This window comes from Usitatibacter rugosus, assembly GCF_013003965.1.
In the GTDB taxonomy this organism is placed as follows: domain Bacteria; phylum Pseudomonadota; class Gammaproteobacteria; order Burkholderiales; family Usitatibacteraceae; genus Usitatibacter; species Usitatibacter rugosus.
In genome coordinates, this window is the sequence record NZ_CP053069.1 from 4,456,742 (window position 1) to 4,481,155 (window position 24,414).

The window sequence follows — 24,414 nt, forward strand, 5'->3', positions numbered from 1 at the left end:
AAAAAGGAGAACGCCATGACGCGCGAGTACTCCCCGATTCCCCTCTCTTCCCTGGCTCCGGCCGCGCGCTTGCCGGAACCGGAGCTGCTGGAGCGGGTCAGCCTCGACGATCCTGCCTTCGCGGTCCTCACCGACCTGACACAGGTCACGCCGGCGACCATCGGCCCCGACCGCAGCATCGACCACGCGCACGCGATGATGCTCGAGCGGCGCGTGCGCCTGCTCTTCGTCGTGGGCGCGGATCGCTTCGTGGTGGGCGTCCTCACGTCCACGGACCTGCTGAGCGAGAAGCCGATGCGCTTCGTGCAGGAGCGCGGCGGCACGCGCTCCGACGTGCTCGTCGCGGACATCATGACGCCCTTCGAGCGCATGGATTCCATCGACATGCAGGACGTCGCGCAGATGCGCGTGGGCCACATCGTCGCCACGCTGAAGTTCGTGGGCCGCCAGCACCTGCTCGCCGCGGACGAAGGCGGGCGGCGGCTGCGCGGGCTCTTCTCCACCTCGCGCATCGCGAAGCAGCTCGGCGTGGAGCTCTCGACCGAGGACATCGCCCAGACGTTTGCCGAGATCGAAGCGGCCCTCGCCCACTAAGTGACGGACCGCTACCGGGAAACCTACCTCGGCTTCCGCTGGCAGGTCCCTCCCCGCTACAACATCGCGCAGTCGGCTTGCCGGCGCTGGTCTTCGGATCCGGCACGCCCCGCGCTGTTGTGGGAAGACGAGTCGGGCGCCACTGCCTCGCTCACCTTCGCGCAGCTCCTCGCGCAGGCCAATCGCTTGTCGAATGCCCTCGCCGCGCTCGGCGTCGCGAGGGGAGACCGCGTGGCGATCCTGCTGCCGCAGCGCCTGGAGACGGCCGTTGCGTACTTCGCATGCCTCCAGGTGGGCGCCATCGCGGTGCCGCTCTCGTTCCTCTTCGGGCCCGAGGCGCTCGAGTACCGGGTGAGCGACAGCGAAGCGAGCGTCGCGATCGCCGATCCGCAGACGATGCCCAACCTCGCGGTCCTGCGCGATCGGCTTCCGGCGCTGCGCCACGTGATCGGCGTCGCCGGCGCGCGTGAGTCGGGCACGCTCGATTGGGACGCGCTGTTGGCGAAGGCGAGCGACGCGTTCGAGTGCGCCGACACCGCGCCCACCGATCCTGCCGTGATCATCTACACCAGCGGCACGACCGGGCCGCCGAAGGGCGCGCTGATGCCGCACTCGGCGCTGCTCGGCAACCTCCCGGGCTTCGAGTGCTCGCACGACGGCTTCCCGCGGGACGGCGATCGCTTCTGGTCGCCCGCGGACTGGGCGTGGACCGGGGGCTTGTGGGACGCGCTCATGCCGACGCTGCACCACGGCCAATGCATCCTCGGTTATCGCGGGCGCTTCGATCCGGAGAAGGCTCTCGTGCTGATGGAGAAGTACGCGATCCGCAACGCCTTCCTGTTCCCCACCGCGCTCAAGATGATGATGAAGGCGTTCCCCGAGCCGCGTGCACGATTCGCACTCCACCTGCGCTCGATGATGAGCGGGGGCGAGGCGGTGAGCCCGGCGGTGCTCGACTGGGCGCGGAGCGCGCTCGGCGTCACGGTGAACGAGATCTTCGGGCAGACCGAGATGAACTACATCGTCGGCAACTCGCACGCGCTGTGGCCCGTGCGGCCCGGCTCGATGGGCCGGCCCTATCCCGGCCATCGTGTCGCGGTGATCGACGATGCGGGCCAGGAAGTGCCGCGCGGCACCGTGGGCGACGTGGCCGTCCATCGCCAATGGCTCGATGGCGTGGACGACCCGGTGTTCTTCCTGGGGTATTGGCGTAATGAGGAGGCGACGCGGAAGAAGTTCTCAGGCGACTGGTGCCGCACCGGCGACCTGGCCTCGATGGATGAGGACGGCTACCTCTGGTACCAGGGCCGCGCCGACGACATGTTCAAGAGCGCGGGCTATCGCATCGGCCCCGCGGAGATCGAGAACTGCCTGCTGCGCCATCCGGCCGTGGCGAACTGTGCGGTCGTGCCGAGTCCCGACGAGACACGGGGCGCGGTCGTGAAGGCGTTCGTCTTACTTGCGCCCGGTCATGCGCCCTCGGATGCGCTCGCGGAATCGATTCGCGCTCACGCGAAGGCGCATCTCGCGGCGTTCCAGTGTCCGAAGGAGGTCGAGTTCATCGAGGCGTTGCCGATGACGACGACGGGCAAGGTGCAGAGGAACGTTCTGCGATTGCGCGAGGAGAAGAAATAATTAGGGTCAGCTTCTTTTTTCGGCGACACGAAAAAAGAAGCTGACCCTAATTATTTCTTCGGATCGACGGAGTAGGTGAACGCATCGCAGAAGAACTCGTCCTCCGGCAGCTCCCGCTGCGAGAGGAACGAATCCTTGGCGACGTCGGTCATCGCCGGAGCGCCGCACGCGTAGACCTGGTAGCCCGAGAGCGACGGAAAGTCGTCGAGCACGGCCTGGTGGACGAAGCCCGTGCGGCCGGTCCACTGGTCCTCGGGCTTCGGCTCCGAGAGCACCGGGATGTACGAGAAATTCGGGTGCTCGGCGGCCCACTTCGGCGGAAGGTCCGGCAGGTAGAGATCGGACTTCGAGCGCGCTCCCCAGTAGAGGACGATCTCGCGGTCCATCTTGTTGTGGAACATGTGCTCGATCACGGCCTTGATCGGCGCGAAGCCGGTGCCGCCGGCGACGAAGATCGCGGGCTTGTCGGAATCCTCGCGCAGGTAGAACGTGCCAAGCGGGCCCTCGAAGCGCAGGATCGCGCGCTCCTTCATCTCCTCGAACACGTACTTGGAGAACGCCCCGCCGGGAGCCTTGCGGATGTGGAGCTGGAGGAACTGGTCGTCATGCGGCGCGTTGGCCATGGAGAAGCTGCGCCGCTTGCCGTCCTTCATGAGGATGTCGATGTACTGGCCCGCGAGGAACTGCATCCGCTCGGCCGCGGGCAGCTTGAGATAGAGAACGCGCACGTCCTCCGCCGGGGTCTCCACCTTCTCGACGCGCGCCGGCAGCGTGCGGATCTGCAGGTCCTTGGCGCCCGTGAGCTCGCGCAGCTCGTAGACCACGTCGGTGAGCGGCTTCACCACGCAGGTGAGCGCCTTGCCCGCGGCTTTCTCCTCCGGGCGGATGGCGCGTTCCTGGTGCTCGCCGTATTCGATCTCGCCCGACTTGAGCGTCCCCTTGCACGCGCCGCAGGCCCCGTTGCGGCAGCCGTACGGCAAGCCGACACCCTGGCGCAATGCCGCCTCGAGGATCGTCTCGCCGGGATTGACCGTGAAGGTGTGCCCGCTCGGTTCGAGTCGGACGGTATGGGCTTCGCGCGCTGCGGTTTCTGGCACGCGCGAATTCTACCCCGCGTGAATCCCTACCCGCAGGCGGGGAATCAGCGGCTTCGCCGGAACTCGCCGTCGATGATCGTGGCGCGCGACGGGGGATACGGGGTGGAGCGCTCGACGATCGGGCGCGGGATCGGGAGCAGCAGCAGGGTGAGGGCGATGAAGTCGGAGACCACGCCGGGGAAGATCAGCAGCAGGCCCGCGAGAACGGTGCGCGCGCTTTCCACCAGCGCGGCGATGTTGAAGCGGCCCTCGGAGAAGGCGGCGGCCAGGCGCGCGACGAGCGCGAAGCGCGCCTCCTTCAGCAGCGCCACGCCCGCGCAGGCGGCGAGCACGCACCACGCGACCACCCACCAGGCATGGCCTCCGCTGCTCAGGCGCACGAGCACCGTGGCTTCCAGCAGGGGGAATCCCAGTAAAATCGACAGCAGCAAGAGACGCTTCACACTTTCACCGTTTCCTTCCGCAACGTGGCCGTCATCGCAGTCCTCACCAACCTACCCGACTCCGAGTCCGCTTTCAATGCGGGACGCGAGGTCGTACGGCTCCGACTCGCGGCGTGCGCCAACGTTCTCGGCGCGGCCGCGTTCTTCGCGATGACCTCCATCACTCCCTACGCAGCCCCCCGCCTTCCAGTTTCGGGGCCCCGCCCGTGAATCCCCGGCTGATCTTCGCGATCGTCGGCATCCTGGCGCTCCTCGCCGGCACCGCCCTCTACCTCGGCACGCCGCGAACACCGGCCGGCCCCGTTCCCGTCGTGTCCGACGCGGCTCCGGGCGCGATCGTCGCGACCCGCTTCTCGGATCGCCAGGGCCAGGCCCACACCCTCGGCGAGTTCCAGGGACGCGTCGTGGTCCTCAACTTCTGGGCCACGTGGTGTGCCCCCTGCCGCGAGGAGATGCCGGGCTTCTCCCGGCTCCAGGAGCGCTGGAAGGATCGGGGGGTGCGGTTCGTGGGCGTCTCCGACGAGGAGCGCGCGAAGGTCGACCGATTCGCGGGCGGCATGCAGATCGCCTATCCGCTCTGGACGGGCGACGCGGAGGTCATGGAGCTCTCCAGGCGGCTGGGGAACCGACTGGGCGTACTGCCCCATACCGTATTATTGGATGGCGACGGACGCGTCCTGGAGAGCCGGATCGGCATCTACCCGGAAAAGCTGCTGGAAGAGCGCCTCGCAGCAATCGTCGGGAAATCCCGCTAACTCCCGCGATCCTGCAGTAAAATACGAGGTCGTAGAAGTAGAGACCGGCGGCACAGCCGGCGCGAAGCGGATTCCATGCCCGGGATTTCCTGCAGGGATTCCAGAGATCCGTCAACTTCGCCCATAGTGGACTTTCTTCGCCGACCTGCGGCAAACTCGCGCCCCATGCCCAAGATCCTTGTCCTCCACGGGCCCAACCTGAACCTGCTCGGTAGCCGCGAGCCGGACGTGTATGGGACGGATACGCTGGCCTCGATCGACCAGCGCCTGCAGGAGCGGGGAAAGCGGGCCGGCATCGAGGTGGCGACATTCCAGAGCAACGCCGAGGCCCCCCTGATCGAACGGGTCCATGCGGCGAAAAGCGACGAAACAGCCTGGATCATCATCAATCCGGCGGCATTTACACATACCAGCGTCGCCCTCCGGGACGCGCTGGCGGCGGTAGGCCTCCCCTTCATCGAGGTGCACCTGTCCAACGTGCATGCCCGGGAGGCGTTTCGAAAGCATTCGTATTTTTCCGACCTGGCCGCTGGGGTGGTGGCCGGGTTCGGTGCACAGAGCTACGAACTCGCCTTGGAGGCGGCCATCAGCCGTCTTGCGAGCAAGCCGAAATAATCGGCGGATAAAGGGGAGAGTCCAACCATGGACCTGAGGAAGCTGAAGAAGCTGATCGACCTGGTGCAGGAGTCGGGCATCGGCGAGATCGAGATCACCGAGGGCGAGGAGAAGGTCCGGATCAGCCGCCAGCCGGCCGGACAGCCCGTCATCATGACCACGGGGATGCAGCCGATGATGGGCGGGCAGATGCCTGCACCGGCTGCCGCGGCTGCGCCGGTCGCACCGCCGGCACCGCCCGAGCCCACCGGCCACACGCTCAAGTCGCCGATGGTCGGGACGTTCTACCGCGCCCCGTCGCCCGGCTCCCCCTCGTTCGTCGAGGTGGGCCAAGCCGTGACCAAGGGCCAGACGCTCTGCATCATCGAGGCCATGAAGCTGCTGAACGAGATCGAGTGCGACGTTTCCGGGAAAGTGAAGGCGATCCTGGTCGAGAACGGGCAGCCCGTGGAGTACGGTCAACCCTTGTTCGTGATCGAGTGATGACCCTCTCCCCGGCCCTCTCCCAAGGGAGAGGGTGAAAATGTTCGAGAAGATCCTCATCGCCAACCGCGGCGAGATCGCGCTCCGCATCCAGCGCGCCTGCCGCGAGATGGGCATCAAGACGGTCGCGGTGCATTCGGAGGCCGACGCCGACGCCAAGTACGTGATGCTCGCCGACGAGTCGGTGTGCATCGGGCCGCCGCCCTCGCGCGACAGCTACCTCAACATTCCCGCGCTGATCAGCGCCGCCGAGGTCACGGACGCGCAGGCGATCCACCCCGGCTACGGCTTCCTGTCCGAGAACGCGGACTTCGCCGAGCGCGTCGAGAATTCCGGCTTCGTCTTCATCGGCCCCACCGCGCCGCTGATCCGCATGATGGGCGACAAGATCTCCGCCAAGGTCGCGATGAAGAAGGTCGGCATCCCGGTGGTGCCGGGCTCCGAGGGCGCCGCGCCCGACGATCCGAAGGAAATCCGCAGGCTTGCCGCCGAGATCGGCTACCCGGTGATCATCAAGGCCGCCGGTGGCGGCGGCGGGCGCGGCATGCGCGTCGTGCACACCGAGGCCGCCCTGGTGAACGCGGTCACGATGACACGCGCCGAGGCCCAGAACGCGTTCAACAACCCCACCGTGTACCTCGAGAAATTCCTCGAGAACCCGCGCCACATCGAGATCCAGGTGCTGGGCGACGAGCACAAGCAGGCGATCTGGCTGGGCGAGCGCGACTGCTCCATGCAACGCCGCCACCAGAAGATCGTCGAGGAAGGCCCGGCCCCGCTGGTGAAGCCGCGCCTGATCGAGCGGATCGGCGAGCGCTGCGCCGACGCCTGCCGCAAGCTCGGCTATCGCGGCGCCGGCACGTTCGAGTTTCTCTACGAGAACGACGAGTTCTACTTCATCGAGATGAACACGCGCGTGCAGGTCGAGCATCCGGTGACGGAGCTCATCACGGGCGTGGACATCGTGCAGGAGCAGATCCGCATCGCCGCGGGCCTGAAGCTGCGCTACCGCCAGAAGGACATCGTGAAGAAGGGCCACGCGATCGAGTGCCGCATCAACGCGGAGAACCCGTACACGTTCGTGCCCTCGCCGGGACGCATCACGCAGTACCACGTGGCGGGCGGCCCGGGCGTGCGCTACGACTCGCACGTCTACGACAACTACTACGTGCCGCCCTACTACGACTCGCTGATCGGCAAGCTCATCACCTACGGCGACACCCGCGAGCAGGCCATCGCGCGCATGCGCGTGGCGCTCTCCGAGATGGTGATCGAGGGCATCCAGACCAACATCCCGCTCCACCAGGAGCTGATGAACGATGCCGCCTTCATCCGCGGTGGCGTCTCCATCCACTACCTGGAAGAGAAGATCGCGGCCCTGAAGTCCATCCAGGCCGACCAGTAGGGGCTCGGGGCTTCCCGTGGCCTGGCAACGCGTCTCGCTCGTCGTCGAAGGCCGCTTCGCGGAAGCGATCGCCGAGGCGCTCGAGCAATCGGGCGCGGTCTCCTCCGACATCGCCGACGCCGACGCGGGCACGCCGCAGGAGTCGGCGCTGTTCGCCGAGCCGGGCGCAGACGCTCCGATGTGGCCCCGTTGCCGCGTGAGCGCGCTCTTCGCCGAATCGATCGACGCTTCCCAGGCGATCCGCGAGGCGCTCGAGGCCGCGGGCGCAGACACTTTGGAAGCCGCCTCCCTCGACCGCCTCGACGACCGCGACTGGGTGCGCGAGACACAGCGCCAGTTCGAGCCGATCCGCGCCGGCGAGCGGCTCTGGATCGTGCCGACGTGGCATACGCCTCCGGAGCCCGGCGCCGTGAACCTCGTGCTCGACCCGGGTGCGGCCTTCGGCACCGGCAGCCATCCCACCACGCGCCTCTGCCTGGCGTGGCTCGAGCAGCGCATCCGCGCGGGCGACACGGTGCTGGACTACGGCTGCGGCTCCGGGATCCTCGCGATCGCCGCCGCGCTGCTGGGCGCGGGTTCGGTCGCCGCCGTCGACATCGATCCGCTCGCGCTCGAAGCGGCACGCTACAATTCCGAGCGAAACAATGTCTCGCTCGACCTGCGCCCCGCGCACCAGACCCTGCCCTCGCGCTACCGCGTGACCGTCGCCAACATCCTCGCCAACCCGCTGCGCATGCTGGCGCCGCTGCTCTCCGCGCACACCGAGCCCGGCGGCTCGATCGCGCTCTCGGGCATCCTCGCCGAGCAGGCCGCATCCGTGATCGAAGCGTATGCGCCGTGGTGCGAGCTCGCGGTCGCGGGCGAAGAGCAGGGCTGGGTGCTCGTCGCGGGCGCTCGCCGGTGACCGCGCGATGCTGATTACCACCTGCACGCATTGCCTCGCGCGCTTCCGCGTGACGCCGGGCCAGCTGAATCTCAAGCAGGGCCAGGTGCGATGCGGGCACTGCAACCAGGTGTTCAGCGGCTTCGAAGCCCTCGAGCGCTTTCCCGACGACGACACGGGCACGCGCATCCTCGCGGCGCGCGCGGCCGCGTCCTCGACACCGGTTCCGGACGGGGTCCAGGTGCACCCGTCGATCATTCCCGAGTCGCTGCCGGAGCTCGACGACGACGACGGCCTGCCGATCGTCCCGCCCGCGGCCGTCCACCTCGAGCCGATTCCCCTGCCCGATCCGGATCCGGAGCCGCCGCCGCTCGTGACGGCGCCCGCGCGCCCGACGGAACCTGCGCGTTCCCGGGGCGGCCGCATGAACCTGCTCTCGATCACCTACGATCCGTCGCCCACGCGAAAGCTCTCGCGCACCTGGGTCTTCGGATGCGCGCTGCTGGGGGTGCTGCTGGCGGTGGAGGTGATCTACGCGTTCCGCGCCCACGTCGCGCAGAGCTATCCGGTCACGCGCCCCTGGCTGGAATCGGCCTGTGCGCGGGTCGGATGCCGCGTCCCGTGGGTCAACGATCCGCAGCTGCTGAAGCTCGAGGACTCGGAGCTGCTCGAGGTGCCGGGGCGCCCGACGGAGATCGCGCTCGGGGCTCGCATCCGCAACCTCGCCACGACCGCGCAGGAGTATCCGCACCTGGAGCTCACGCTCACCGATCTCTCGGGCCAGGCGGCCGCGCGGCGCGTGCTGCGCCCGGCGGACTATCTCGCGCGGGCGCCCGCTTCGACGGATGTGCTCGCCGCGGGCTCGGAGATCTCCATCCAGCTGCGGCTCGAGACGCCGACGATCAAGCCGACCGGCTACGAGCTGCTGCTGTTCTACCCGTGAGGGCGCGCTAGGCGGCCCGCAGGTTGGCGAGCATCGAGTCGACGGCGCGATCGACCAGCGGAGCGGAATCGAGCAAGCGGGCCTCGCCGCGGCGCAGCTGCTCCGCGAGCGCCTCCGGCGAAATCGAGATCGCGTTGCCGACACCGAGCGCGTTGGTGAACAGGTAGACGCCCTTCTGCGGGCTGATCCACGTGAGCCGCGCGCGGACCGGTACGGAGTCCCCGTTGCGGAACTCCACCCAAGTCCCGCGTGCGAGGTTGGTCCAGACACCGGTCCGCGTGAACACGTTGCGCACTTCGCCCTTCACGCGCGTCTTCTTGAGGCGGATCTCGTCGACCTGCATGTCGCCCGCCGGCACCACCGAGCGTTCGATCGAGGGCGGCGTGGGGATGTCGGGTTCCGGATCGGCAGCACCGGGCGGCATCGCGGCCAGGCCGCGCAGGCCCGCCTTCACGGCCGCCGCGTGGCAGTCGACCAGCTGGCCGAGGAAGACGTCGCGGCCTTCCTCCGTCACTTCGGCGCGCAGCAAACCGGTCTGCACGTTCTTCAGCATGCCCGGCAGCATCGTGACCAGGCGCTTGCGGTCGTCGGACTGCGCCTTCGGCTCGACGCTCCAGAGGAGGTCTTCCATCGTGAGCACGAGCTGCTGCCACGGCGGCGAGCCCTCGCCCTCGTTCAGGTGCACGTGCGCCATCGCCTTCACCCACGTGGTCGTGAGCATTCCGCGCACGGCAGGCGGCACCCACACGCGCGTCTCGAGGCGGCGTGCGATTTCATCTTCGGCGGTGAGGCGCGCGATCTCCTGGCGCTCGCGCTCCTCGATGTAGCGCGCGGAGCGCTCGACCACCACTTCCTCGTGGCGCTTCTGCTCCTGGAGGAACGCCTCGACGTCGGAACGCAGCGTCTCGAAGAGGCCGATGTCGGTGTCGAACTCGTCCAACACGCGCTGCACCGTGCGCTCGATCGTGCGCACCGTCGCTTCGCCCTTGGCGCTGCGCTCGTCCAGGCCGATAGCCGCTTCGGCCATGCAGTCGACGAGCCGGCGCGCCGGATGCTGCTTGGCGGAGAAGAACGCCTTGTCGAGCATCGCGACCTTGAGCAGCGGGATCTGCAGCCGCCCCAGCATCGCCTTCACGTTCCCGGGGATGTCCTCGTCGACGAAGATGTAGTCGAAGAGCATCGCGACGATGTCGATCGTCGTGGCATCCACCGTCGGCAGCGCGGCGACCTGCGCCGAGGCGCGGAGGTTTCGCAGCACGTTGACCAGCTCGCCGATCGGCGCGTCGGTCTCGGCGACGATGTGGTGCATCCGCGTGAGCTCGGCGAGGAACGTCGGCGGCACCGTGACCGCCGAGCCCGGAGTACCGGGAGTACCGGCCGTGCCCGAAATGCCGCCGAGGATCGCGGGGAATCCCGCCATGCCTGCCGCACCGCCTCCGCCTCCACCGCCCGCAAAGCCACCACCACCCCCCGAGAAGCCTGTGGCACCTACGGCGCCTGCGCCGGCCGGCATTCCCCCGGCCGGCGCCGCTCCGCCTCCCTGTGGCGTCCCTAGGAATTTCGCGAGGGTCTGGAAGATGTCCGAGTTGGGTCCGGTCGTGTCGGAACCCGAAGCGGCCGCGCCGCCGCTGCCGCCGGGCGCAGCGCCCGGGCCGCGGCCCGTGTTCGCCGCCTGCGGGCCGCGCGGATTCTTGCGCGCGACCGGGCGGATCTCGGGAAGGATCTGGCGCTGCACGAGATGCGCATTCAGGTCGTGGTAGACGCGCTGCAGGTCCACGGCCACGTAGCCTTCGAACTGCTTCAGCAATGCCATGCGCACCTTGAAGCCGGTGTCGATCTTGTCGCACGCGTCCTTCAGCGCCGCGCACACCGTGGCGGGGCTGAGCGGATTCGCGTCGTCCTTCATCTCGGGGCGCTCGAGCAGGAAACCGAAGCGCTGCGACAGCGCATAGAGCTCGGCCTCGCACTGGTTGGAGAGCTTGCGGGCCATGTCGGAGGCCTGCAGCGTGCCCTCGAGCTCCTCGTCGTTCACGAGCGAAAGCTCGGACGAAGGCGCGCCCGCGGCGTTGCTGCCCGGGGCCATGGGCTCGCCGCGCACCTTGCGGTTGAAGAGCTCGATGAAGTGCGAGCGGAAGGAGGCTTCGATGAGCGGCCGGTTCTCGCGCGCGCTGGCGCGGGCGTCGAGGTAGACGTTCTGGGCTTCGCGGTCGTGGGTCTTCTCGGCCAGCTCGAAGAGGTCGTCCTCGATGCGGTCCATCATTCCGGAGAGGGAGGCGACGATCCGGGTGAGCGCGAGCTCGCGGCAATCCCGGACGACGCCGGCGGACTCCTGGGGGCTCAGGCGCGAGCGCGCCCGGGGATGGTCCCCGAGGGAGACGACTTTACCGTTCGTAGCATTGGCCATGGCGCACGCCTTCGAAAAGCGGGCAGCCCGGCGAAAACGGAGGACGCGTGGGGATGGCTGGAGGGGCCCCATGAAGGGTCCCCGGGTTCCTGGCAATCCCGCTGTCGTAGGGCTCCGACTGCAGCCCCGTAGACCGGTAACTTTGCGTCCCCACCTTTCGATGGGTTTGCCCTGTTCAGAAACTGGTGTGCGCCAGTAGGGTCCGTGCTTCCCCCTGGGAAGGGTGGTGCCGGACCTGTTCTATCTCTCGCGAGGATCCCTCGCGGAACCCCCGATCGTCAATGCCGCCCGTCAGGCACGCAGGCCCGCACGTCGTATCAACGTAAGTGCTTGCTCTCGCTTAAAATCCGCCCTCCCACTCATTTCCGGACGGCGAAAACACCCATGACGATCCTGGTTTGCGGCTCGATGGCGTACGACACCATCATGGTGTTCCAGGATCCCTTCCGGAAGCACATCCTCCCGGACCAGATCCACATCCTGAACGTGTGCTTCGTGGTCCCGACCATGCGCCGGGAGTTCGGCGGCTGCGCCGGAAACATCGCCTACAACCTCAAGCTCCTGGGCGAGGACCCGGCCATCATGGCCACCGTCGGGCACGACTTCGGCCCCTATGCCACCCGGCTCGAGGCCCTGGGCCTCTCCGCCCGCCATATCCGGGTCCTGGAGGACCAGTTCACGGCCCAGGCCTTCATCACCACGGACATCGAGGACAACCAGATCACGGCCTTCCACCCCGGGGCGATGGGCAGCTCGCACCTGAACCGGATTTCCGAGGCCTCCGGCGTCCGGCTGGGGATTGTCTCTCCCGACGGGCGGGACGGAATGATCGAGCACGCCCGGGGCCTGGCCGAGGCCCGGATCCCCTTCCTGTTCGATCCCGGCCAGGGCCTGCCGATGTTCTCGGGCGAGGAGCTGCTGGGGATGCTGAAGGGCGCCAAGGCGCTCACGGTGAACGACTACGAAGCGAAGATGTTCGAAGAGAAGACCGGTCGCGGCCTTTCGGAGGTCGCGGGGATGGTGGAAGCTGTCGTCATGACCCGGGGCGCCGAAGGATCGACCGTGTTCACGGGCGGTCAACAGTTCGACGTGCCGGCCGTTAAGGCGGATGGACTCGTGGACCCGACCGGGTGCGGTGACGCCTATCGGGCCGGGCTGTTGCACGGCATCGCGAAGGGCTGGGACTGGAAGCGCTGCGCCCGCCTGGCCTCCGTGATGGGCTCCATCAAGATCGCCCACCGAGGCGGCCAGAACCACAAGCCGGCGCTCGGCGAGATCGCCCAGCGCTACGAGAAGGCATTCGGCGAAGCGCTCTAGGAGAACGGACATGAAGATGGCGAAAACGATGTTGATCGCGGGCGTGGCGGCCGTGGTGCTCGGCGGGTGCGCGTATCCGCGCCAGGGCTCCGCGGACTATTCCGCCTACGGCGTGCGTGGCGAGCAGGAGGTGCGCTTCGGTGTGGTCGAGTCCGTGCGGCTCGTGCGCATCCAGGCGCCCGAATCGGGCGTGGGCACGGCCGCGGGCGCGGCGCTCGGCGGCGTGGCGGGCAGCACCGTCGGCGGCGGCAGCGGGCAGATCGCGGGCGCGATCGCCGGCATGGTCCTGGGCGGCATCCTGGGCCAGGCCATCGAGCAGGACGCGAACCAGCGCACCGGCCTCGAGATCACGGTGCTGCTGGATAGCGGCAAGTACCTCGCCATCACGCAGGAAGGCGACGAGCAGTTCCGCAGCGGCGATCGGGTGCGCGTGCTCTCCGGCCGCGGCGGCAGCCGCGTCACGCACTGACATCCCACGCGCGCACCGGACGGATCGTTCGGGCGATCCGTTGGTCGCGCACGCTCGCGCACGTCGCGCTCGCGTTCGGCATCCTCAAGTTCGCCTACCCGCGCGTCGACCGCGGCCGGCGACGCGAGATCATGTCGTGGTGGTCGGGCAAGCTGCTTCGCATCCTCGCCGTTGAAGTCGTCGTCGAGGGCGACCCGCCGTCGACGAGCACGCCGGTGATGATGGCGCCCAACCACGTCTCGTGGCTCGACACCTTCGCCATCTCCGCCGTGCGGCCCACGCGCTTCATCGCCAAGAGCGAGATCCGCGACTGGCCCATCGCCGGCTGGGTCGCCCAGCGCTCGGGCACGCTCTTCATCCGCCGGGCCAAGCGCAACGACACGGCGCGCATCAACGAGCTGGTGCACGCCGCCCTCGCGGAAGGCGACTGCGTCGGCTTCTTCCCCGAGGGCACCACGAGCGAAGGCGACACGCTGCTCAAGTTCCACAGCTCCCTCTTCGAGCCCGCGGTCGCCAACGGCGCCACCGTGCAGCCGGTGGCGATCCGCTACGAGCACCCCGACGGCACGCACTGCCGCGCGATGAGCTTCGTGGGCGACCTCTCGTTCCAGCAGTCGCTGGGCCTCGTCATTCGCCAGAAGCGTTCGGTGGCCCGCGTGCGGTTCGCCCCAGCCATCAATCCGGCGGGCTTCACGCGACGCGACGTCGCACGCATGGCGCGCGCGAAGGTCGCTACTCTTCTTGGCCTTCCCGAGACGGACACTCCACCGAGTACAGCGCCCGATCGCTGAGGCGTGCGGCGGTGAGCGCGCGGCCCCAGATGCAGCCGCTGTCCAGGGCGAGCAGGTCGTCACGCACCACGAGGCCGAGCGCGGACCAATGCCCGCAGACGATCGCGTGGTCGCGGCTGCGCCGGGCCGGCACGTCGAACCAGGGCGTCCAGCCGTCGTGCGCGTCGCCGGGCTCTCCCTTGAACTTGAGCACCATGCGGCCCTCGTCGTCGACCACGCGAAGGCGCGTCATCGCGTTCACGATCGCGCGAAGGCGGTCGTGGCCCTCGAGGTCGTCGCTCCAGCGCTCCGGCTTGTCGCCGTACATCTTCTCGAGGAAGCGCCGGTAGCCGGGCCCGCGGAGCGCGGTTTCCACCTCAGCGGCCAACGCGCGCGCTTGCTCGATCGTCCACTGCGGCATCAAGCCCGCGTGGACCATCGCGATGCCGCCTTCGACATGCATCAGCGCTCGCGTGCGCAGCCACGCGATGAGCTCGTCGCGATCGGGAGCCTTCAGGATGTCGTCGAGGGTGTCGCGCCCCTTCTGCTTCTCGAGGCCCTCGGCCACGCACACGAGGTGGAGGTCGTGGTTGCCGAGCACGGTGACGGCGCGCTCGCCGAGCGACTTCACGAAGCGCAGGCACTGGAGCGACTCGGGACCGCGGTTGACGAGATCGCCCACGAACCAGAGGCGGTCGCGGGCGGGATCGAAACGGATCGTCTCGAGCAGGCGCTCGAGCGGCGTGAAGCAGCCCTGCAGGTCGCCGATCGCGTAATCGGCCACGAGGAGCCTACTTGGCCGCGTTCACCATGTAGTCGACGGCGGCTTTCACGTCCGCATCGGGGAGCGACGCGTTGCCGCCCTTCGCGGGCATCGCGCCCTTGCCCTTCAGCGCGATCTCATAGAGGTGGGGGACGCCGCCCTTGATGTGCGGAGCCCAGGCGGCCTTGTCGCCGAACTTCGGAGCGCCGGCGATGCCCGCGCCATGGCAGGCCACGCACGTCGTGTCGTAGACCTTCTTGCCGTCGGCGGCTCCCCCCGCCTTGGCTGCCGCCGGAGGAATCACCGCCGCCACCACCGGGACCATGCCGGCCTTGGCGGGCTCGGCCTTGGCCGGCTCGGGCGCCTTCGCATTCGGATCGATCGCCAGCTTGGCGACCGGCGCGATGCGCTGCGCCACCGTCGCGGCCGACATCGCCGGATCGTCCTTGGACGAGCGCTTGGCATACGCCCCGATGGCGAACTGCACCAGCAGGATGATGCCCACCACGAGGGCCACGGCCCCGATGGCGACGATGATCGCCAGCTTCACCGGGTGCGTTTCGAGATTGGCTTCGATGGCGTCGGGATGGTGCTCGTGCATGGTTTTCCTTCGGGTTAGGGTCGGAATTATAGCCGGAATCGTTTAGAATCCGACACATACGCGCCCGTAGCTCAGCTGGATAGAGTACTGCCCTCCGAAGGCAGGGGTCGCACGTTCGAATCGTGTCGGGCGCGCCATACAAAATCGTTCGGCCATGAACCGGATTCCCTTCGCCGAGCGCATCCTCCTCGCCTCCACCACCCTGTTCCTGGCCGTCGCTCCGTTCACGGCGTCGGCGGGGTGGCGTGCGGCGACACTGATTGCGGCTTCGGCGAGCGCGGCGTTCCTCGTAGCGCGCGGCGCCCTCGCGGTCCCGCGTCCCCTGCCCCGCGCGCTGCTCGTGGCGCTCGCCGCCTGGTGCATCCTCGCCATCGCGTCGCTCGCGTGGAGCGTGGACCGCGCCCTCACGTTCAACGAGCTTCGCGCGCAGCTCCTCTACGGCCTCCTCGCGTTCGGCGCCTTCTACGTCGCGTCCGATCCGGCGCGCTGGCGCCTGTGGTGGAAGGCGATGCTCGCGTGCGCGTTCGTGCTGCTGGCGGCGGAAGTCTCGAGGGAGCACCTCGAGCCCCTGCTGGGAACGCGCGAGTGGGATGGCGGCGGCGGGGCGTTCTCCACGCACCTCGTGATCCTGGCGCCCCTGCTGCTGCCGCTCGCGTGGCCCACGGAAGGCGGCACCCGGCGCCCGACCCTCCTCTTCGTGCTCGCGCTCGTGGTCCTCTTCTACGCGGCATGGCGCACCGAGAACCGCATCGTGTGGCTCGCGTTCCTCGTCGCGTATGGGATCGCGGCGATCGCGCACCACTTCGCGCGCGAATGCCGTCCGCGATTCGACGGGGCCCGGTACGTGGCGGTCGCGGGCGTGCTGGCGATCGTCGTGCTCGCGGGCTTCACCGCGCACTATCGCGCTCCGCCGGCCGATGCCGGCCACGTCCTGCCCCTCGCCGGCATCGAGGCGGACCTGCGCCCGAAGATCTGGTCGCTCGCGATCGAGCGCATCGCCGAGGCGCCGCTGCTCGGCCACGGTTACGGCCGCGAGGTCCTGGCCCCGGTGTTCCAGGGCGAGACGCCGCACTACGGCAACCATCCCGAAGTGCGGCATGCGCACAACGTGTTCCTCGACGTAGCGCTGCAGCTGGGCTGGATCGGTGAAGCGATCTTCATCGCGATCCTCGCGATCCTCGCGATCGAGTTCGCGCGTGCGCTGCGACGGCGCGAGACCTGCCCCGCGGGCATCCTCGGCATCGCGGTGCTTGGCGGCTTCGTGACCAAGAACCTCACCGACGATTTCTTCTATCGCCAGAACGGCGTGGTGTTCTGGGCGGTGATGGGCATGCTGATCGGGCTCACGCGCCTGCGCGAAGCGCGATGAAGATCCTCGTCATCCGCCGCGACAACATCGGCGACCTCGTGCTCACCACGCCGCTCTTTCGCGCTCTGCGCCAGCGCTTCCCCGAGGCGCGCATCGACGCCTTCGTGAACAGCTACAACGCTCCGGTGCTCGCGGGGCATCCGGACGTGGACCAGGTGCACGAATACACGAAGGGCAAGCATCGCAAGGGTTTCTCTCCGGGCTGGCTCGAGCGCCTGGGGCAGATGTGGCGGCTTCGCAAGGAGCACTACGACCATGTCGTCATCGCGACCCCGGGCGTTCATCCGCGGCAGATCCGCTTCGCGAGATTCCTCAATCCCGCGCACATCACCGCGTTCGTCCCGCCGGGCTGGAAGATGTTCGGTGTGGACCAACCGGTGGAGTACCTCGGCAAGGACCGGCATCACCTGCTGATGACCTACCGAATCCTCCTGCCGTTCGGCATCGAGGGCGATCCGCCGGCGCCGCGCATCGCGTTCACGCCCCCCGCGCATTCACCTGGCGAGGCTCCGGTGATCGCGATCCACGTGAGTGCCCGCAAGCCCAGCAGCCGCTGGCCCGAGGAGCGCTACGCGGAGCTCATGCGCGCGCTGCACGAGCGGCACGGAGCGCGGTTCCGCCTCTTCTGGGCGCCGGGTGCGGAGAACGACGCACGCCATCCGGGCGATGACGGCCGGGCCGCGCGCATCCTCGCGAGCGCCGCGGGCCTGCCGGTGGAAGCGGTTGCGACGAACGAGCTCGAAGGGCTGATCGCGGGCATCGCGGCATGCGATGCGATCGTGTGCAGCGACGGTGGGGCGATGCATCTCGCCGCGGCGATGGGAAAGCCCGTGGTCTGCTTCTTCGGGGAATCCGAGGCGCACCTGTGGCACCCCTGGGACGTGCCGCACCGGCTGTTGCAGCCCGAGTCGCACGACGTGGCCGACGTCACGGTGGACGAGGCGCTGGCGGCTTTCGACGCCCTGCGCCAGGAAGCGAACGCCGCCTAGCTTACGGAGCGGCCTTCGCGCGCGGGACGGCCTTCAGCTTCGGGCGCACCTGCGAGTGGAACTCCGGCACCCAGCGCTTGAGATCGCGGCGCACCTCGGCCTCGCTCGGAATGCGCTCGCTCTGCAACCACGAGAGCATGTCCTCGAGCCAGCCCGCGGCCACCTCGCGTGCCTTGGCGATGCGCAGCTTCGGGTGCGGCGTGGGGCGCGTGTGCTCGTCGTCGGCCAGCAGCTCCTCGAAGAGCTTCTCTCCGGGGCGCAGCCCCGTGTAGACGATGCGGATCTCGTTCTCGGAGAGATCCGAGAGGCGGATCATGTCGCGCGCGACGTCGACGATCTTCACCGGCTCGCCCATGTCCATCACGAAGATCTCGCCGCCGAGACCCATGCAGCCGGCCTGCAGCACGAGCTGCGCGGCCTCGGGGATCGACATGAAGTAGCGGACCATCTCCGGGTGCGTCACGGTGACCGGGCCGCCCTTGTCGATCTGGTCCTGGAACTTCGGGATCACGCTGCCGGCGCTTCCGAGCACGTTGCCGAAGCGGACCATCTCGAAGCGCGTGTTGCTGCCGGCCTGGAGCGCCTGGCACACCATCTCCGCGAGGCGCTTCGAAGCACCCATCACGTTGGTGGGGTTCACGGCCTTGTCGGTCGAGACGAAGACGAACTTCCGCACGTCGTAGTCGATGGCGGTGCGGGCCACGACGTAGGTGCCGAGCACATTGTTCAGCACCGCTTCCCACGCGTTGGCTTCTTCCATCAGCGGCACATGCTTGTACGCGGCCGCATGGAAGACATGCGCGGGCCGGTACTGGTGCATGACCTGCGCCATGCGCTTGGCGTTCTTCACGTCGCCGATGGCGCTCACCACCGGGATCTCGGGGAATTGCTCGCGCAGCGCTTCGTCCACCTTGTACATGGCGAACTCGCTCTGCTCGAAGAGCACCAGCATCGCGGGTTGGTACGCAGCGATCTGGCGGCAGAGCTCGGAACCGATCGAGCCGCCGGCGCCCGTGACCATCACCACCTGGCTGGTGAGCAGGTCGTGGAGGCCCGCGTCGTCCAGAGTGACCGGTTCCCTCTTCATCAAATCCTCGACCGCGACCTTGCGGATGCGAGCGGCCACCGGCTTGTTCGCGGACGTGCTGAGCGCGGGTGCCGTCATCACCTGCACGCGGGCTCGCTTGCAGATATCGACCACGCGGCGGCGGACGCTGTACGCCACCGAGGGCATGGCGACGATCGCGTGGCGCACCTTGAGGCGCGTCGCGAATTTCGGGAGGTCCTCGAGCGGGCCCAGCACGCGCACGCCGTTGAGGAGGCGGCCGAGCTTGGCGCCGTCGTCATCGAGCATGCCGACCACGCGCCAGTCGTGGCTGCGGCCCAATTCCTTCACGAGGCCCACCGCCGCATCGCCCGCGCCGATGACGAGGACGGGGCTGCCCACTTCGCCGCCGCGGCCGTAGAGCGTCCACTCCTTGAACGAGCGGTAGGCCATGCGCGAGCCGGCCATGATCACGATGAGGAAGAGCGGATAGAGGATGTATTCGCGGTAGTCGAGGTAGACGTCCAGGTCCGCGACGCGAAGCATGATCGACAGGAGGACGGTGCCCGTGAGCACGGAGAAGATCACGCGCTGGATGTCGGGCAGGCTCGTGTATCGCCACACGCCCTGGTAGACGCCGAAGAAGTAGCTGACGGCAACCTGAGTCGGGATCGCGATCAGCGCGATGGCGCCGACGACGTCGAAGACGTAGGGAGGCAGCGGGCCGTTGAGCGTGAGGAGCCCGGCGGCACAGCCGGCCAGCACGAGGGCGGTGCCGTCGTGCATGGTTGCAGCAAGGGAGTGGAAGTCGAGGCGGACGGCCTTCATTTTTATTCTCCGGGAGTCCGGTTGGACTGCCGCGCGCCAATGCGGTTCTTATTGTCTCGGGGATATTTCAACTCGAGGGCCGGTACGAGCAAGCCGTACAAAATCAGCCAGGCCAACAGTATACCGCGTTGCAGCAATTCACCGCCCCGGAGCGCCGCAAGAGCGCTTGCTGCAGCGCACAGCATGAGCCCCGCCATCACCAGGGCCAGCTTCCGGGCACTCCATCCAGAAAGTACAAGTCGCTGGTAGGCGTGCTCGCGATGCGCGACCCAAGCGCGCTCGCCGCGTACCACCCGGCGGATCAACGTCACCGAAGCATCGGCGATGAAAGGCGAGAAGACGAGCAGCGGCAGCCACGGCGGCCAGGCGCCCTCGACGGTGCCGATCGTGCCCAAGGCCGCCGCAAGGAAACCGAGGGGCACCGAGCCGGCGTCGCCCATGAAGATGCGCGCGGGCGGGAAGTTGAACGCGAGGAAGCCGCCGGCCGCCGAGGCCACGCACGCGCACACCAGCGCCAGCGGAATCGCGCCGGAATGCGAGGCGGCGATCGACAGCGTGCCGAATCCGATCACGGCCATCAGCCCCGCGAGCCCATCGGCCCCGTCCATGAAGTTGTAGAGATTCGCCGACCACACGATGCCCAGCGCGATCACGACGATCCAGGCGCCGGACGTGGAGATGCCTGCGATGACGACCGCGGCCGCCAGATGCGCGGAGAGACGAACCGCCACCGGAAGGCTGCGCCAGTCATCGACCGCGGAGACCGCGCAGAGGGCGAGCGCGCAAGCGAGCGCGATGCGATGCGGTGTCTCGCCAAACAGCATGGCGCACGAGACCGCACCCACCATGACGCCCAGGCCGCCGAGACGAGGCGTGGGTTCGGCGTGCAGCGAGCGTTCGTTCGGACGATCGACGAGGCGATCGCGAAGCGCCGTCCGCATTGCGAGGAGGATCACCCCTGCGGCGATCGCGCTGGGCAGTGCGAGGGCGACGACCCAGGACATGGCTAGGCCGCTCCCTTCGCCGAGCGCGCCATCTCCCGCAGCGCCTCGTCCATCGGGCGGCGCGGTGCCCACTCGAGCGTTTCCATCGCGTCGCGGCAATCGACCTCGAGCGAACGCGTGAGCCGCCGCATGCGATCGCCCTGGCCCGCGAGCGATGCCGCGGCCTCGAGCGCACCCGCTGGCATTCCGAACATGCGAGCGGGACGCGCGAGTGCCGAGCGCACGACGTTGAAGAGCCGCGGGGTGGACACGGCATCCGGATCGCCGGCGAGGAATGTTCGTCCCACCGCACGCGGGCTCTCCGCGCAACGCACGAGCAGCGACACGAGGTCGTCCCGGGCGATGAACGTGCGGCGATTGCGGATCGCGCCGAAGGGCAAGGGCCACGCGCTGTCGGCAAGCCGAACGAGCGCCGCGAGGTTCGCGGGTGCCGCGGGGCCGATCACGAGCGGCGAGCGGACGACGACGTATTCGAGTCCCGGCGAGGCGGCGATCGCCAGGGCGCGTTCGCCTTCATGCTTGGAGCGCGCATAAGCATCGGATGGCCCCGGCGCGTCGGTCGCGCGAAATGGCTGGCCCAGCGTCTCTTCCCCGTTCACCTTGATCGTGCTGAGGAAGACGAAGCGCCGCGCCCCGCCGCTGGCCGCGGCGCGTGCGAGCTCCGCGGTCTTCTCGGCGTTGTCGCGCATCCACTGGGCTTCGTCGCTCTCGCGACCATGGACCCTCGCCGCGAGATGGAAGACGACGGTCGAGCGGAAATCCACCGCGGCGATGCGGGCACGCCAGTCGTCAGGTGCGAGGGAAAGGGGCTGGACGGTGGCCCGCGCAAGGGCGGCGAGGCCAGTGCCGACGAAGCCGGCCGCACCGGTCACGATCCATCGGTCCGTCGACGCCATATCCGTCGGTCCAAAAGAAACGGGCATCCCGAAGGATGCCCGTATTCCAAATCAACCTAACGCTGGATCAGCACGTCGACGGCGCGGTCACCGTCACGGTGCTGGTGGAGGCACCATCGCCCACCGAGATCGTGAAGGTCGTGTTGGCTCCAGGAACACCACCCGGATTGTTGCGGGTGACGGTCATGTTCGTGCCGAGGACCGAGGCGGTCACGTCGCCCGGCGAGGAGCTCGACGCGGTGTAGGCGCCGGTGCCGCCGGAGATCACGACGTTCGCCGACTGTCCGCAGACCAGGTTGAGGGTCGCGGGGGTCAGCGTGATGGCCGTGGGCGCCGGGCCCGCGGACTGCGTCACGGTGACCGTGGCGCGGCGTCCCTGCGAGTCCGTGATGACGACCGTGGCGTCCGTGATGCAAGGCGGGGCCTGGTTGCCGATCGTGATGGTGAAGCGGCCCGGTTCGACGTTCGACGTCGTGGGGGAGACCGTCACGGCGGGGTTGGAGCTCACGGCCGAGTAGGGCAGCGTGCCGTCGAAGACCAGGACGTCACCGGAACCCGTGCCGCAGCGCAGGCTGTTCGCGCCGGCGAAGGAGAGCGACGAGGGCAGCACGGTGAGCTGGCCGGCAGCGGCGCCGCCCACGATCACGAAGAGCTGGTCCACATAGACGCCGGTGGCCACGTCGATGATGCGGAACGTGGCGACCTGCGTGGCCGAATTGTTGGCGACACGAATGCAGACGCGTCCGACACCCGTGTGGTCCGTGTTGGTCGTGATGACCGTGACGACCGTCGGGTCGACCGGCGGCGGCGAGCCGCACTGCACGAAGCCGAAGGTGCCGCGCACGCGCTCGAAGCGGATCAGCGCGTTGCCGCGGAGCACGCCGTTGAAGGTCGGGGCGATCGTGACGACGGTTTCCGATCCGTTGCACGCCTGGACGGGGTTCGCCGCGTCTTCCGACGGGCAGGTGCTGGTCAGGCTCGCGCCGTAACCCAGGAGGAAGTTCTGGAGGACCGAAAGCTGGGCGGTGGCAGTGGCGCCGTTCACGTCGCGGGCGGTGAGGGTCACCGAGCGGCGCGGGACTTCGTTCGGATCCAGGCCGGTGTCGACGACGCCCGGCTGGGCGGGCACCACCGTGAAGATGCTTTGGCTCGCGATCGCGGGGACCGGGAAGATCGACGGCTCGCTCGAGCCGACGGCGTACGGGGCGCGTCCGCCGGCGAGGGTGACCGTGAACGGGATGCCCGCGTAGGCGGTACCCGGGTTCGGGAGGATCACCAGGCCGCCGCCCTGGGTCGGGCTGCCAGCTGCGCCGCCGCCCCCGCAGGAAACCAGCAGGAGGGTGGAGGCCGCGGCAAAGACGGCGGCAAGTAATTTCTTCATGGTGTTCGCGTAGGCGTCGTTGATCACGATCGAATCCCCTTTGTTTGGGTCCCCGCCACGTAAATCTCGATAAATTAGCGGGTTATCACGCTTTATTAAAGCGCAACTTTCAGATTGATGCAAGAGGGATATGGTTACAAGTTCGGGTCGGCAAACCGGTCCGGCCGGGCGCCGGGACCCCGGACGGTCTGAAAAAGGGCCGTCCAGCGACCGCCCCGGCCAGGAACCCGGGCGATTGCTGCGATGCAACAATGGTCAGGGGCAGGTCGTCGGGACCGTAATGGATGCGGTACCGGTGGTAGTCCCATCGGTCGCAGAAATCGTCACTGGCGAGGCGGACGGGACAGGCGGCGCTGGTGCAACGCTCGTTACACGGGTGGCCGTAATCGTTCTGCCGGTAACGGCGACCGTTACGGCGGAACTACTTGAGGCGACTCCAAAGGCCGCTCCCAACGTCGTCGATCCACCTTGGATCGCGAGGTTGACCGAACCGCCGCAGGCCGTGATTGCGGCGCTTCCCGGCACGATCGTGACGGCCGCAGGCGGAGCTGTGCCCGTACCCTGCTGGCTGGAGAATGTCGCCACGATCGTCCGGCCCGTGGCATCCGTGATGGTCACGGGGATATCGGTGAAGCAGGTCGACCCGTTTCCGCGGATCGTCACGGGCGTGCCGCTGGCAGTGACGATGCCGCCCCCTGACAGGGGCACGGTCGCGACCACGTTGTACGGGGGCGTCCCACCGAAGATCACGATGCTCGCGGTTGGATTGTTCGCGCACGTGTTTGCGAAGGGACCGGTGAACGTCACGGTATCGGGGATGACGAAAAAAGCCGTGTTTCCCGGTCCCGGTACCTGACGGACCGTGATCGCCACCCGCTGGAACGCAAGGGTTTCCGGATCGGTGATCTGGATCAACGCCGTCTGGTTCGGCGCCCCCGGCAGCACGCGGAGACGAACGCGCGCTTGGCCCAACTGGTCCGACGTCGTGAGCACAGTGGTCGCAAGAACCTCCGGCGACGTGTTCACGGGCGTCGTGATGAATCGCACGTCGCCCGAGACGACGTCGAAACGAACGCCGCGCGCGGGCAACGGGATGCCTGCTTGGGAAATCGTCGCCGTGACAAGCGCTTCTTCGCCGGTGCAAATGGCCGGGGTGCACGCCGCGGACGAGGGCGTGATGGTGATGGCATTGGCGATCGTGCCGGGACGCACCGTGAGGGCGACCAGCTTCTGCGGCGCCGTGCCCGTGTCGCGAACGCTGAGGTTGACCGAGGTATCCGCAGACACCGGATTGGCGATGATCGTGAGCGAGTGGCCGGTGGCCTGCGAGACGATCGGGACGATGGCCTGGTTGTCCGAAACGACGACGTAGGAGCCGGTGCCGCCGGTGATCACGAGCGTCGTGGCCACGCCGGGATAGATCACCGCGCTCGCGGGCTGGACGGTGATGGCCAGCGGATCGTTCACGACCGGCGACGGTCCCACCGAGCCGCCGCAGCCGGCGATCAGGGCGCAAAACGCGAGGAGGATGGCGGTAAGGCGGCGAGCTGGAGTCACGTTGGATCTTGTCCCTGGGGTCTGGGGCCGATTCTACGCACAAGGCCCGGATTCGGCTCGGGAAATGGTTTTTATTGCAGTGCAATATCGAGGCCCGTATCATGTCCTTTGCCCTCGATTCGGCCCACCCGGCCAATCCGCCCGGGTCTGGCCACAAGCCGGTTGTAG

General features: G+C 68.3%; 23 protein-coding genes, 1 tRNA gene and 1 riboswitch. Of the genes, 14 read left to right on the forward strand and 10 right to left on the reverse strand.

The genetic code is table 11. The annotated features are described in order from the left end of the window. Positions 1 to 15: 15 nt before the first annotated feature. Both DSM104443_RS21210 and DSM104443_RS21215 read left to right on the forward strand, forming a co-directional pair. On the forward strand, positions 16 to 594 hold the full coding sequence (locus tag DSM104443_RS21210) for a CBS domain-containing protein (protein WP_171095921.1): 579 nt from the start codon (positions 16 to 18) through the stop codon (positions 592 to 594). Next, on the forward strand, positions 595 to 2,229 hold the full coding sequence (locus DSM104443_RS21215) for an acetate--CoA ligase (protein WP_171095924.1): 1,635 nt from the start codon (positions 595 to 597) through the stop codon (positions 2,227 to 2,229). A gap of 50 nt (positions 2,230 to 2,279) precedes the next feature. Here the strand turns inward: DSM104443_RS21215 and DSM104443_RS21220 are convergent, their stop codons facing one another. Beyond that, entirely contained in the window at positions 2,280 to 3,326 is a 1,047-nt protein-coding gene (locus DSM104443_RS21220; RefSeq protein ID WP_171095926.1) for a CDP-6-deoxy-delta-3,4-glucoseen reductase, read from the reverse strand. A gap of 44 nt (positions 3,327 to 3,370) precedes the next feature. Then, positions 3,371 to 3,769: an FxsA family protein gene (locus DSM104443_RS21225; RefSeq protein ID WP_171095929.1), complete on the reverse strand. Its 399-nt coding sequence runs from the start codon at positions 3,767 to 3,769 to the stop codon at positions 3,371 to 3,373. A 206-nt stretch (positions 3,770 to 3,975) separates the two neighbouring features. On the opposite strand from DSM104443_RS21225, the gene DSM104443_RS21230 reads away from it, so the two are divergent. The 6 genes from DSM104443_RS21230 (at position 3,976) to DSM104443_RS21255 (ending at position 8,853) form a co-directional block, all read left to right on the forward strand. After that, positions 3,976 to 4,524 carry a TlpA family protein disulfide reductase gene (locus DSM104443_RS21230; protein ID WP_171095931.1) on the forward strand — a complete coding sequence of 183 codons (549 nt, stop codon included), beginning with the start codon at positions 3,976 to 3,978 and terminating at the stop codon, positions 4,522 to 4,524. 165 nt (positions 4,525 to 4,689) lie between these two features. Continuing rightward, positions 4,690 to 5,139, forward strand: coding sequence for a type II 3-dehydroquinate dehydratase (gene aroQ / locus DSM104443_RS21235; protein ID WP_171095933.1), 450 nt, complete (start codon positions 4,690 to 4,692; stop codon positions 5,137 to 5,139). 27 nt (positions 5,140 to 5,166) lie between these two features. Further along, a complete protein-coding gene (accB, locus tag DSM104443_RS21240; protein WP_171095934.1) occupies positions 5,167 to 5,622 on the forward strand; it encodes an acetyl-CoA carboxylase biotin carboxyl carrier protein in 456 nt (151 codons plus the stop codon). 40 nt (positions 5,623 to 5,662) lie between these two features. Then, entirely contained in the window at positions 5,663 to 7,027 is a 1,365-nt protein-coding gene (gene accC / locus DSM104443_RS21245; RefSeq protein WP_171095936.1) for an acetyl-CoA carboxylase biotin carboxylase subunit, read from the forward strand. A gap of 16 nt (positions 7,028 to 7,043) precedes the next feature. Continuing rightward, complete coding sequence (gene prmA / locus DSM104443_RS21250; RefSeq protein WP_171095937.1) at positions 7,044 to 7,931, forward strand: 50S ribosomal protein L11 methyltransferase; 888 nt, start codon at positions 7,044 to 7,046, stop codon at positions 7,929 to 7,931. Between the two features lie 7 nt (positions 7,932 to 7,938). Continuing rightward, complete coding sequence (locus tag DSM104443_RS21255; RefSeq protein ID WP_171095939.1) at positions 7,939 to 8,853, forward strand: zinc-ribbon and DUF3426 domain-containing protein; 915 nt, start codon at positions 7,939 to 7,941, stop codon at positions 8,851 to 8,853. A 7-nt stretch (positions 8,854 to 8,860) separates the two neighbouring features. Here DSM104443_RS21255 and DSM104443_RS21260 read toward each other — a convergent pair whose 3' ends face one another. Continuing rightward, positions 8,861 to 11,257, reverse strand: coding sequence for a DUF1631 domain-containing protein (locus DSM104443_RS21260; protein ID WP_171095941.1), 2,397 nt, complete (start codon positions 11,255 to 11,257; stop codon positions 8,861 to 8,863). Positions 11,258 to 11,345: 88 nt separating this feature from the next. Further along, a riboswitch (cyclic di-GMP riboswitch) is annotated at positions 11,346 to 11,438 on the reverse strand. Between the two features lie 203 nt (positions 11,439 to 11,641). Between DSM104443_RS21260 and DSM104443_RS21265 the strand changes: the two genes are divergently transcribed. The 3 genes from DSM104443_RS21265 (at position 11,642) to DSM104443_RS21275 (ending at position 13,834) form a co-directional block, all read left to right on the forward strand. Continuing rightward, on the forward strand, positions 11,642 to 12,574 hold the full coding sequence (locus DSM104443_RS21265) for a carbohydrate kinase family protein (RefSeq protein WP_171095943.1): 933 nt from the start codon (positions 11,642 to 11,644) through the stop codon (positions 12,572 to 12,574). A 10-nt stretch (positions 12,575 to 12,584) separates the two neighbouring features. Next, positions 12,585 to 13,043 (forward strand): outer membrane lipoprotein, encoded by a 459-nt coding sequence (locus DSM104443_RS21270; RefSeq protein ID WP_212756833.1) that lies wholly within the window; start codon positions 12,585 to 12,587, stop codon positions 13,041 to 13,043. A gap of 131 nt (positions 13,044 to 13,174) precedes the next feature. After that, positions 13,175 to 13,834 (forward strand): lysophospholipid acyltransferase family protein, encoded by a 660-nt coding sequence (locus DSM104443_RS21275; protein ID WP_171095944.1) that lies wholly within the window; start codon positions 13,175 to 13,177, stop codon positions 13,832 to 13,834. Here DSM104443_RS21275 and DSM104443_RS21280 read toward each other — a convergent pair. Both DSM104443_RS21280 and DSM104443_RS21285 read right to left on the reverse strand, forming a co-directional pair. Continuing rightward, positions 13,776 to 14,597, reverse strand: coding sequence for a symmetrical bis(5'-nucleosyl)-tetraphosphatase (locus DSM104443_RS21280; RefSeq protein WP_171095946.1), 822 nt, complete (start codon positions 14,595 to 14,597; stop codon positions 13,776 to 13,778). The genes DSM104443_RS21275 and DSM104443_RS21280 overlap by 59 nt on opposite strands. A gap of 7 nt (positions 14,598 to 14,604) precedes the next feature. After that, the gene (locus DSM104443_RS21285; protein WP_171095948.1) at positions 14,605 to 15,177 is read right to left on the reverse strand and encodes a c-type cytochrome; all 573 of its coding nucleotides are present in this window, start codon (positions 15,175 to 15,177) and stop codon (positions 14,605 to 14,607) included. A 60-nt stretch (positions 15,178 to 15,237) separates the two neighbouring features. Here DSM104443_RS21285 and DSM104443_RS21290 point away from each other — a divergent pair. From DSM104443_RS21290 to DSM104443_RS21300, 3 genes are all read left to right on the forward strand, one after another. Then, positions 15,238 to 15,314: transfer RNA gene (locus tag DSM104443_RS21290), tRNA-Arg, on the forward strand. Positions 15,315 to 15,331: 17 nt separating this feature from the next. Continuing rightward, complete coding sequence (locus DSM104443_RS21295) at positions 15,332 to 16,546, forward strand: O-antigen ligase family protein (RefSeq protein ID WP_171095950.1); 1,215 nt, start codon at positions 15,332 to 15,334, stop codon at positions 16,544 to 16,546. After that, positions 16,543 to 17,535, forward strand: coding sequence for a glycosyltransferase family 9 protein (locus DSM104443_RS21300; RefSeq protein WP_171095952.1), 993 nt, complete (start codon positions 16,543 to 16,545; stop codon positions 17,533 to 17,535). The genes DSM104443_RS21295 and DSM104443_RS21300 overlap by 4 nt, the downstream gene beginning before the upstream one ends. Before the next feature lies 1 nt (position 17,536). On the opposite strand, the gene DSM104443_RS21305 is transcribed toward DSM104443_RS21300, so the two are convergent. The 5 genes from DSM104443_RS21305 to DSM104443_RS21325 form a co-directional block, all read right to left on the reverse strand. Further along, positions 17,537 to 19,408, reverse strand: a complete 1,872-nt coding sequence (locus DSM104443_RS21305; RefSeq protein ID WP_171095954.1) for a polysaccharide biosynthesis protein — start codon at positions 19,406 to 19,408, stop codon at positions 17,537 to 17,539. A 2-nt stretch (positions 19,409 to 19,410) separates the two neighbouring features. Next, positions 19,411 to 20,412 (reverse strand): MraY family glycosyltransferase, encoded by a 1,002-nt coding sequence (locus tag DSM104443_RS21310; RefSeq protein WP_171095956.1) that lies wholly within the window; start codon positions 20,410 to 20,412, stop codon positions 19,411 to 19,413. A 2-nt stretch (positions 20,413 to 20,414) separates the two neighbouring features. Continuing rightward, a complete protein-coding gene (locus tag DSM104443_RS21315) occupies positions 20,415 to 21,308 on the reverse strand; it encodes an NAD-dependent epimerase/dehydratase family protein (protein ID WP_171095958.1) in 894 nt (297 codons plus the stop codon). A 67-nt stretch (positions 21,309 to 21,375) separates the two neighbouring features. Then, the gene (locus DSM104443_RS21320) at positions 21,376 to 22,716 is read right to left on the reverse strand and encodes a hypothetical protein (RefSeq protein ID WP_171095960.1); all 1,341 of its coding nucleotides are present in this window, start codon (positions 22,714 to 22,716) and stop codon (positions 21,376 to 21,378) included. A gap of 228 nt (positions 22,717 to 22,944) precedes the next feature. Continuing rightward, positions 22,945 to 24,156 (reverse strand): hypothetical protein, encoded by a 1,212-nt coding sequence (locus DSM104443_RS21325; RefSeq protein ID WP_171095963.1) that lies wholly within the window; start codon positions 24,154 to 24,156, stop codon positions 22,945 to 22,947. Between the last annotated feature and the right edge of the window lie 258 nt (positions 24,157 to 24,414).

Bases quoted from the DNA above. Each gene is read 5' to 3' on its own strand.
- DSM104443_RS21210 (WP_171095921.1), top strand. From the start codon at position 16: ATGACGCGCGAGTACTCCCCGATTCCCCTCTCTTCCCTGGCTCCGGCC.
- aroQ (WP_171095933.1), top strand. From the start codon at position 4,690: ATGCCCAAGATCCTTGTCCTCCACGGGCCCAACCTGAACCTGCTCGGT.
- accB (WP_171095934.1), top strand. From the start codon at position 5,167: ATGGACCTGAGGAAGCTGAAGAAGCTGATCGACCTGGTGCAGGAGTCG.
- accC (WP_171095936.1), top strand. From the start codon at position 5,663: ATGTTCGAGAAGATCCTCATCGCCAACCGCGGCGAGATCGCGCTCCGC.
- DSM104443_RS21255 (WP_171095939.1), top strand. From the start codon at position 7,939: ATGCTGATTACCACCTGCACGCATTGCCTCGCGCGCTTCCGCGTGACG.
- DSM104443_RS21260 (WP_171095941.1), bottom strand. From the start codon at position 11,257: ATGGCCAATGCTACGAACGGTAAAGTCGTCTCCCTCGGGGACCATCCC.
- DSM104443_RS21265 (WP_171095943.1), top strand. From the start codon at position 11,642: ATGACGATCCTGGTTTGCGGCTCGATGGCGTACGACACCATCATGGTG.
- DSM104443_RS21270 (WP_212756833.1), top strand. From the start codon at position 12,585: ATGAAGATGGCGAAAACGATGTTGATCGCGGGCGTGGCGGCCGTGGTG.
- DSM104443_RS21275 (WP_171095944.1), top strand. From the start codon at position 13,175: ATGTCGTGGTGGTCGGGCAAGCTGCTTCGCATCCTCGCCGTTGAAGTC.
- DSM104443_RS21285 (WP_171095948.1), bottom strand. From the start codon at position 15,177: ATGCACGAGCACCATCCCGACGCCATCGAAGCCAATCTCGAAACGCAC.
- DSM104443_RS21295 (WP_171095950.1), top strand. From the start codon at position 15,332: ATGAACCGGATTCCCTTCGCCGAGCGCATCCTCCTCGCCTCCACCACC.
- DSM104443_RS21300 (WP_171095952.1), top strand. From the start codon at position 16,543: ATGAAGATCCTCGTCATCCGCCGCGACAACATCGGCGACCTCGTGCTC.
- DSM104443_RS21305 (WP_171095954.1), bottom strand. From the start codon at position 19,408: ATGAAGGCCGTCCGCCTCGACTTCCACTCCCTTGCTGCAACCATGCAC.
- DSM104443_RS21310 (WP_171095956.1), bottom strand. From the start codon at position 20,412: ATGTCCTGGGTCGTCGCCCTCGCACTGCCCAGCGCGATCGCCGCAGGG.
- DSM104443_RS21315 (WP_171095958.1), bottom strand. From the start codon at position 21,308: ATGGCGTCGACGGACCGATGGATCGTGACCGGTGCGGCCGGCTTCGTC.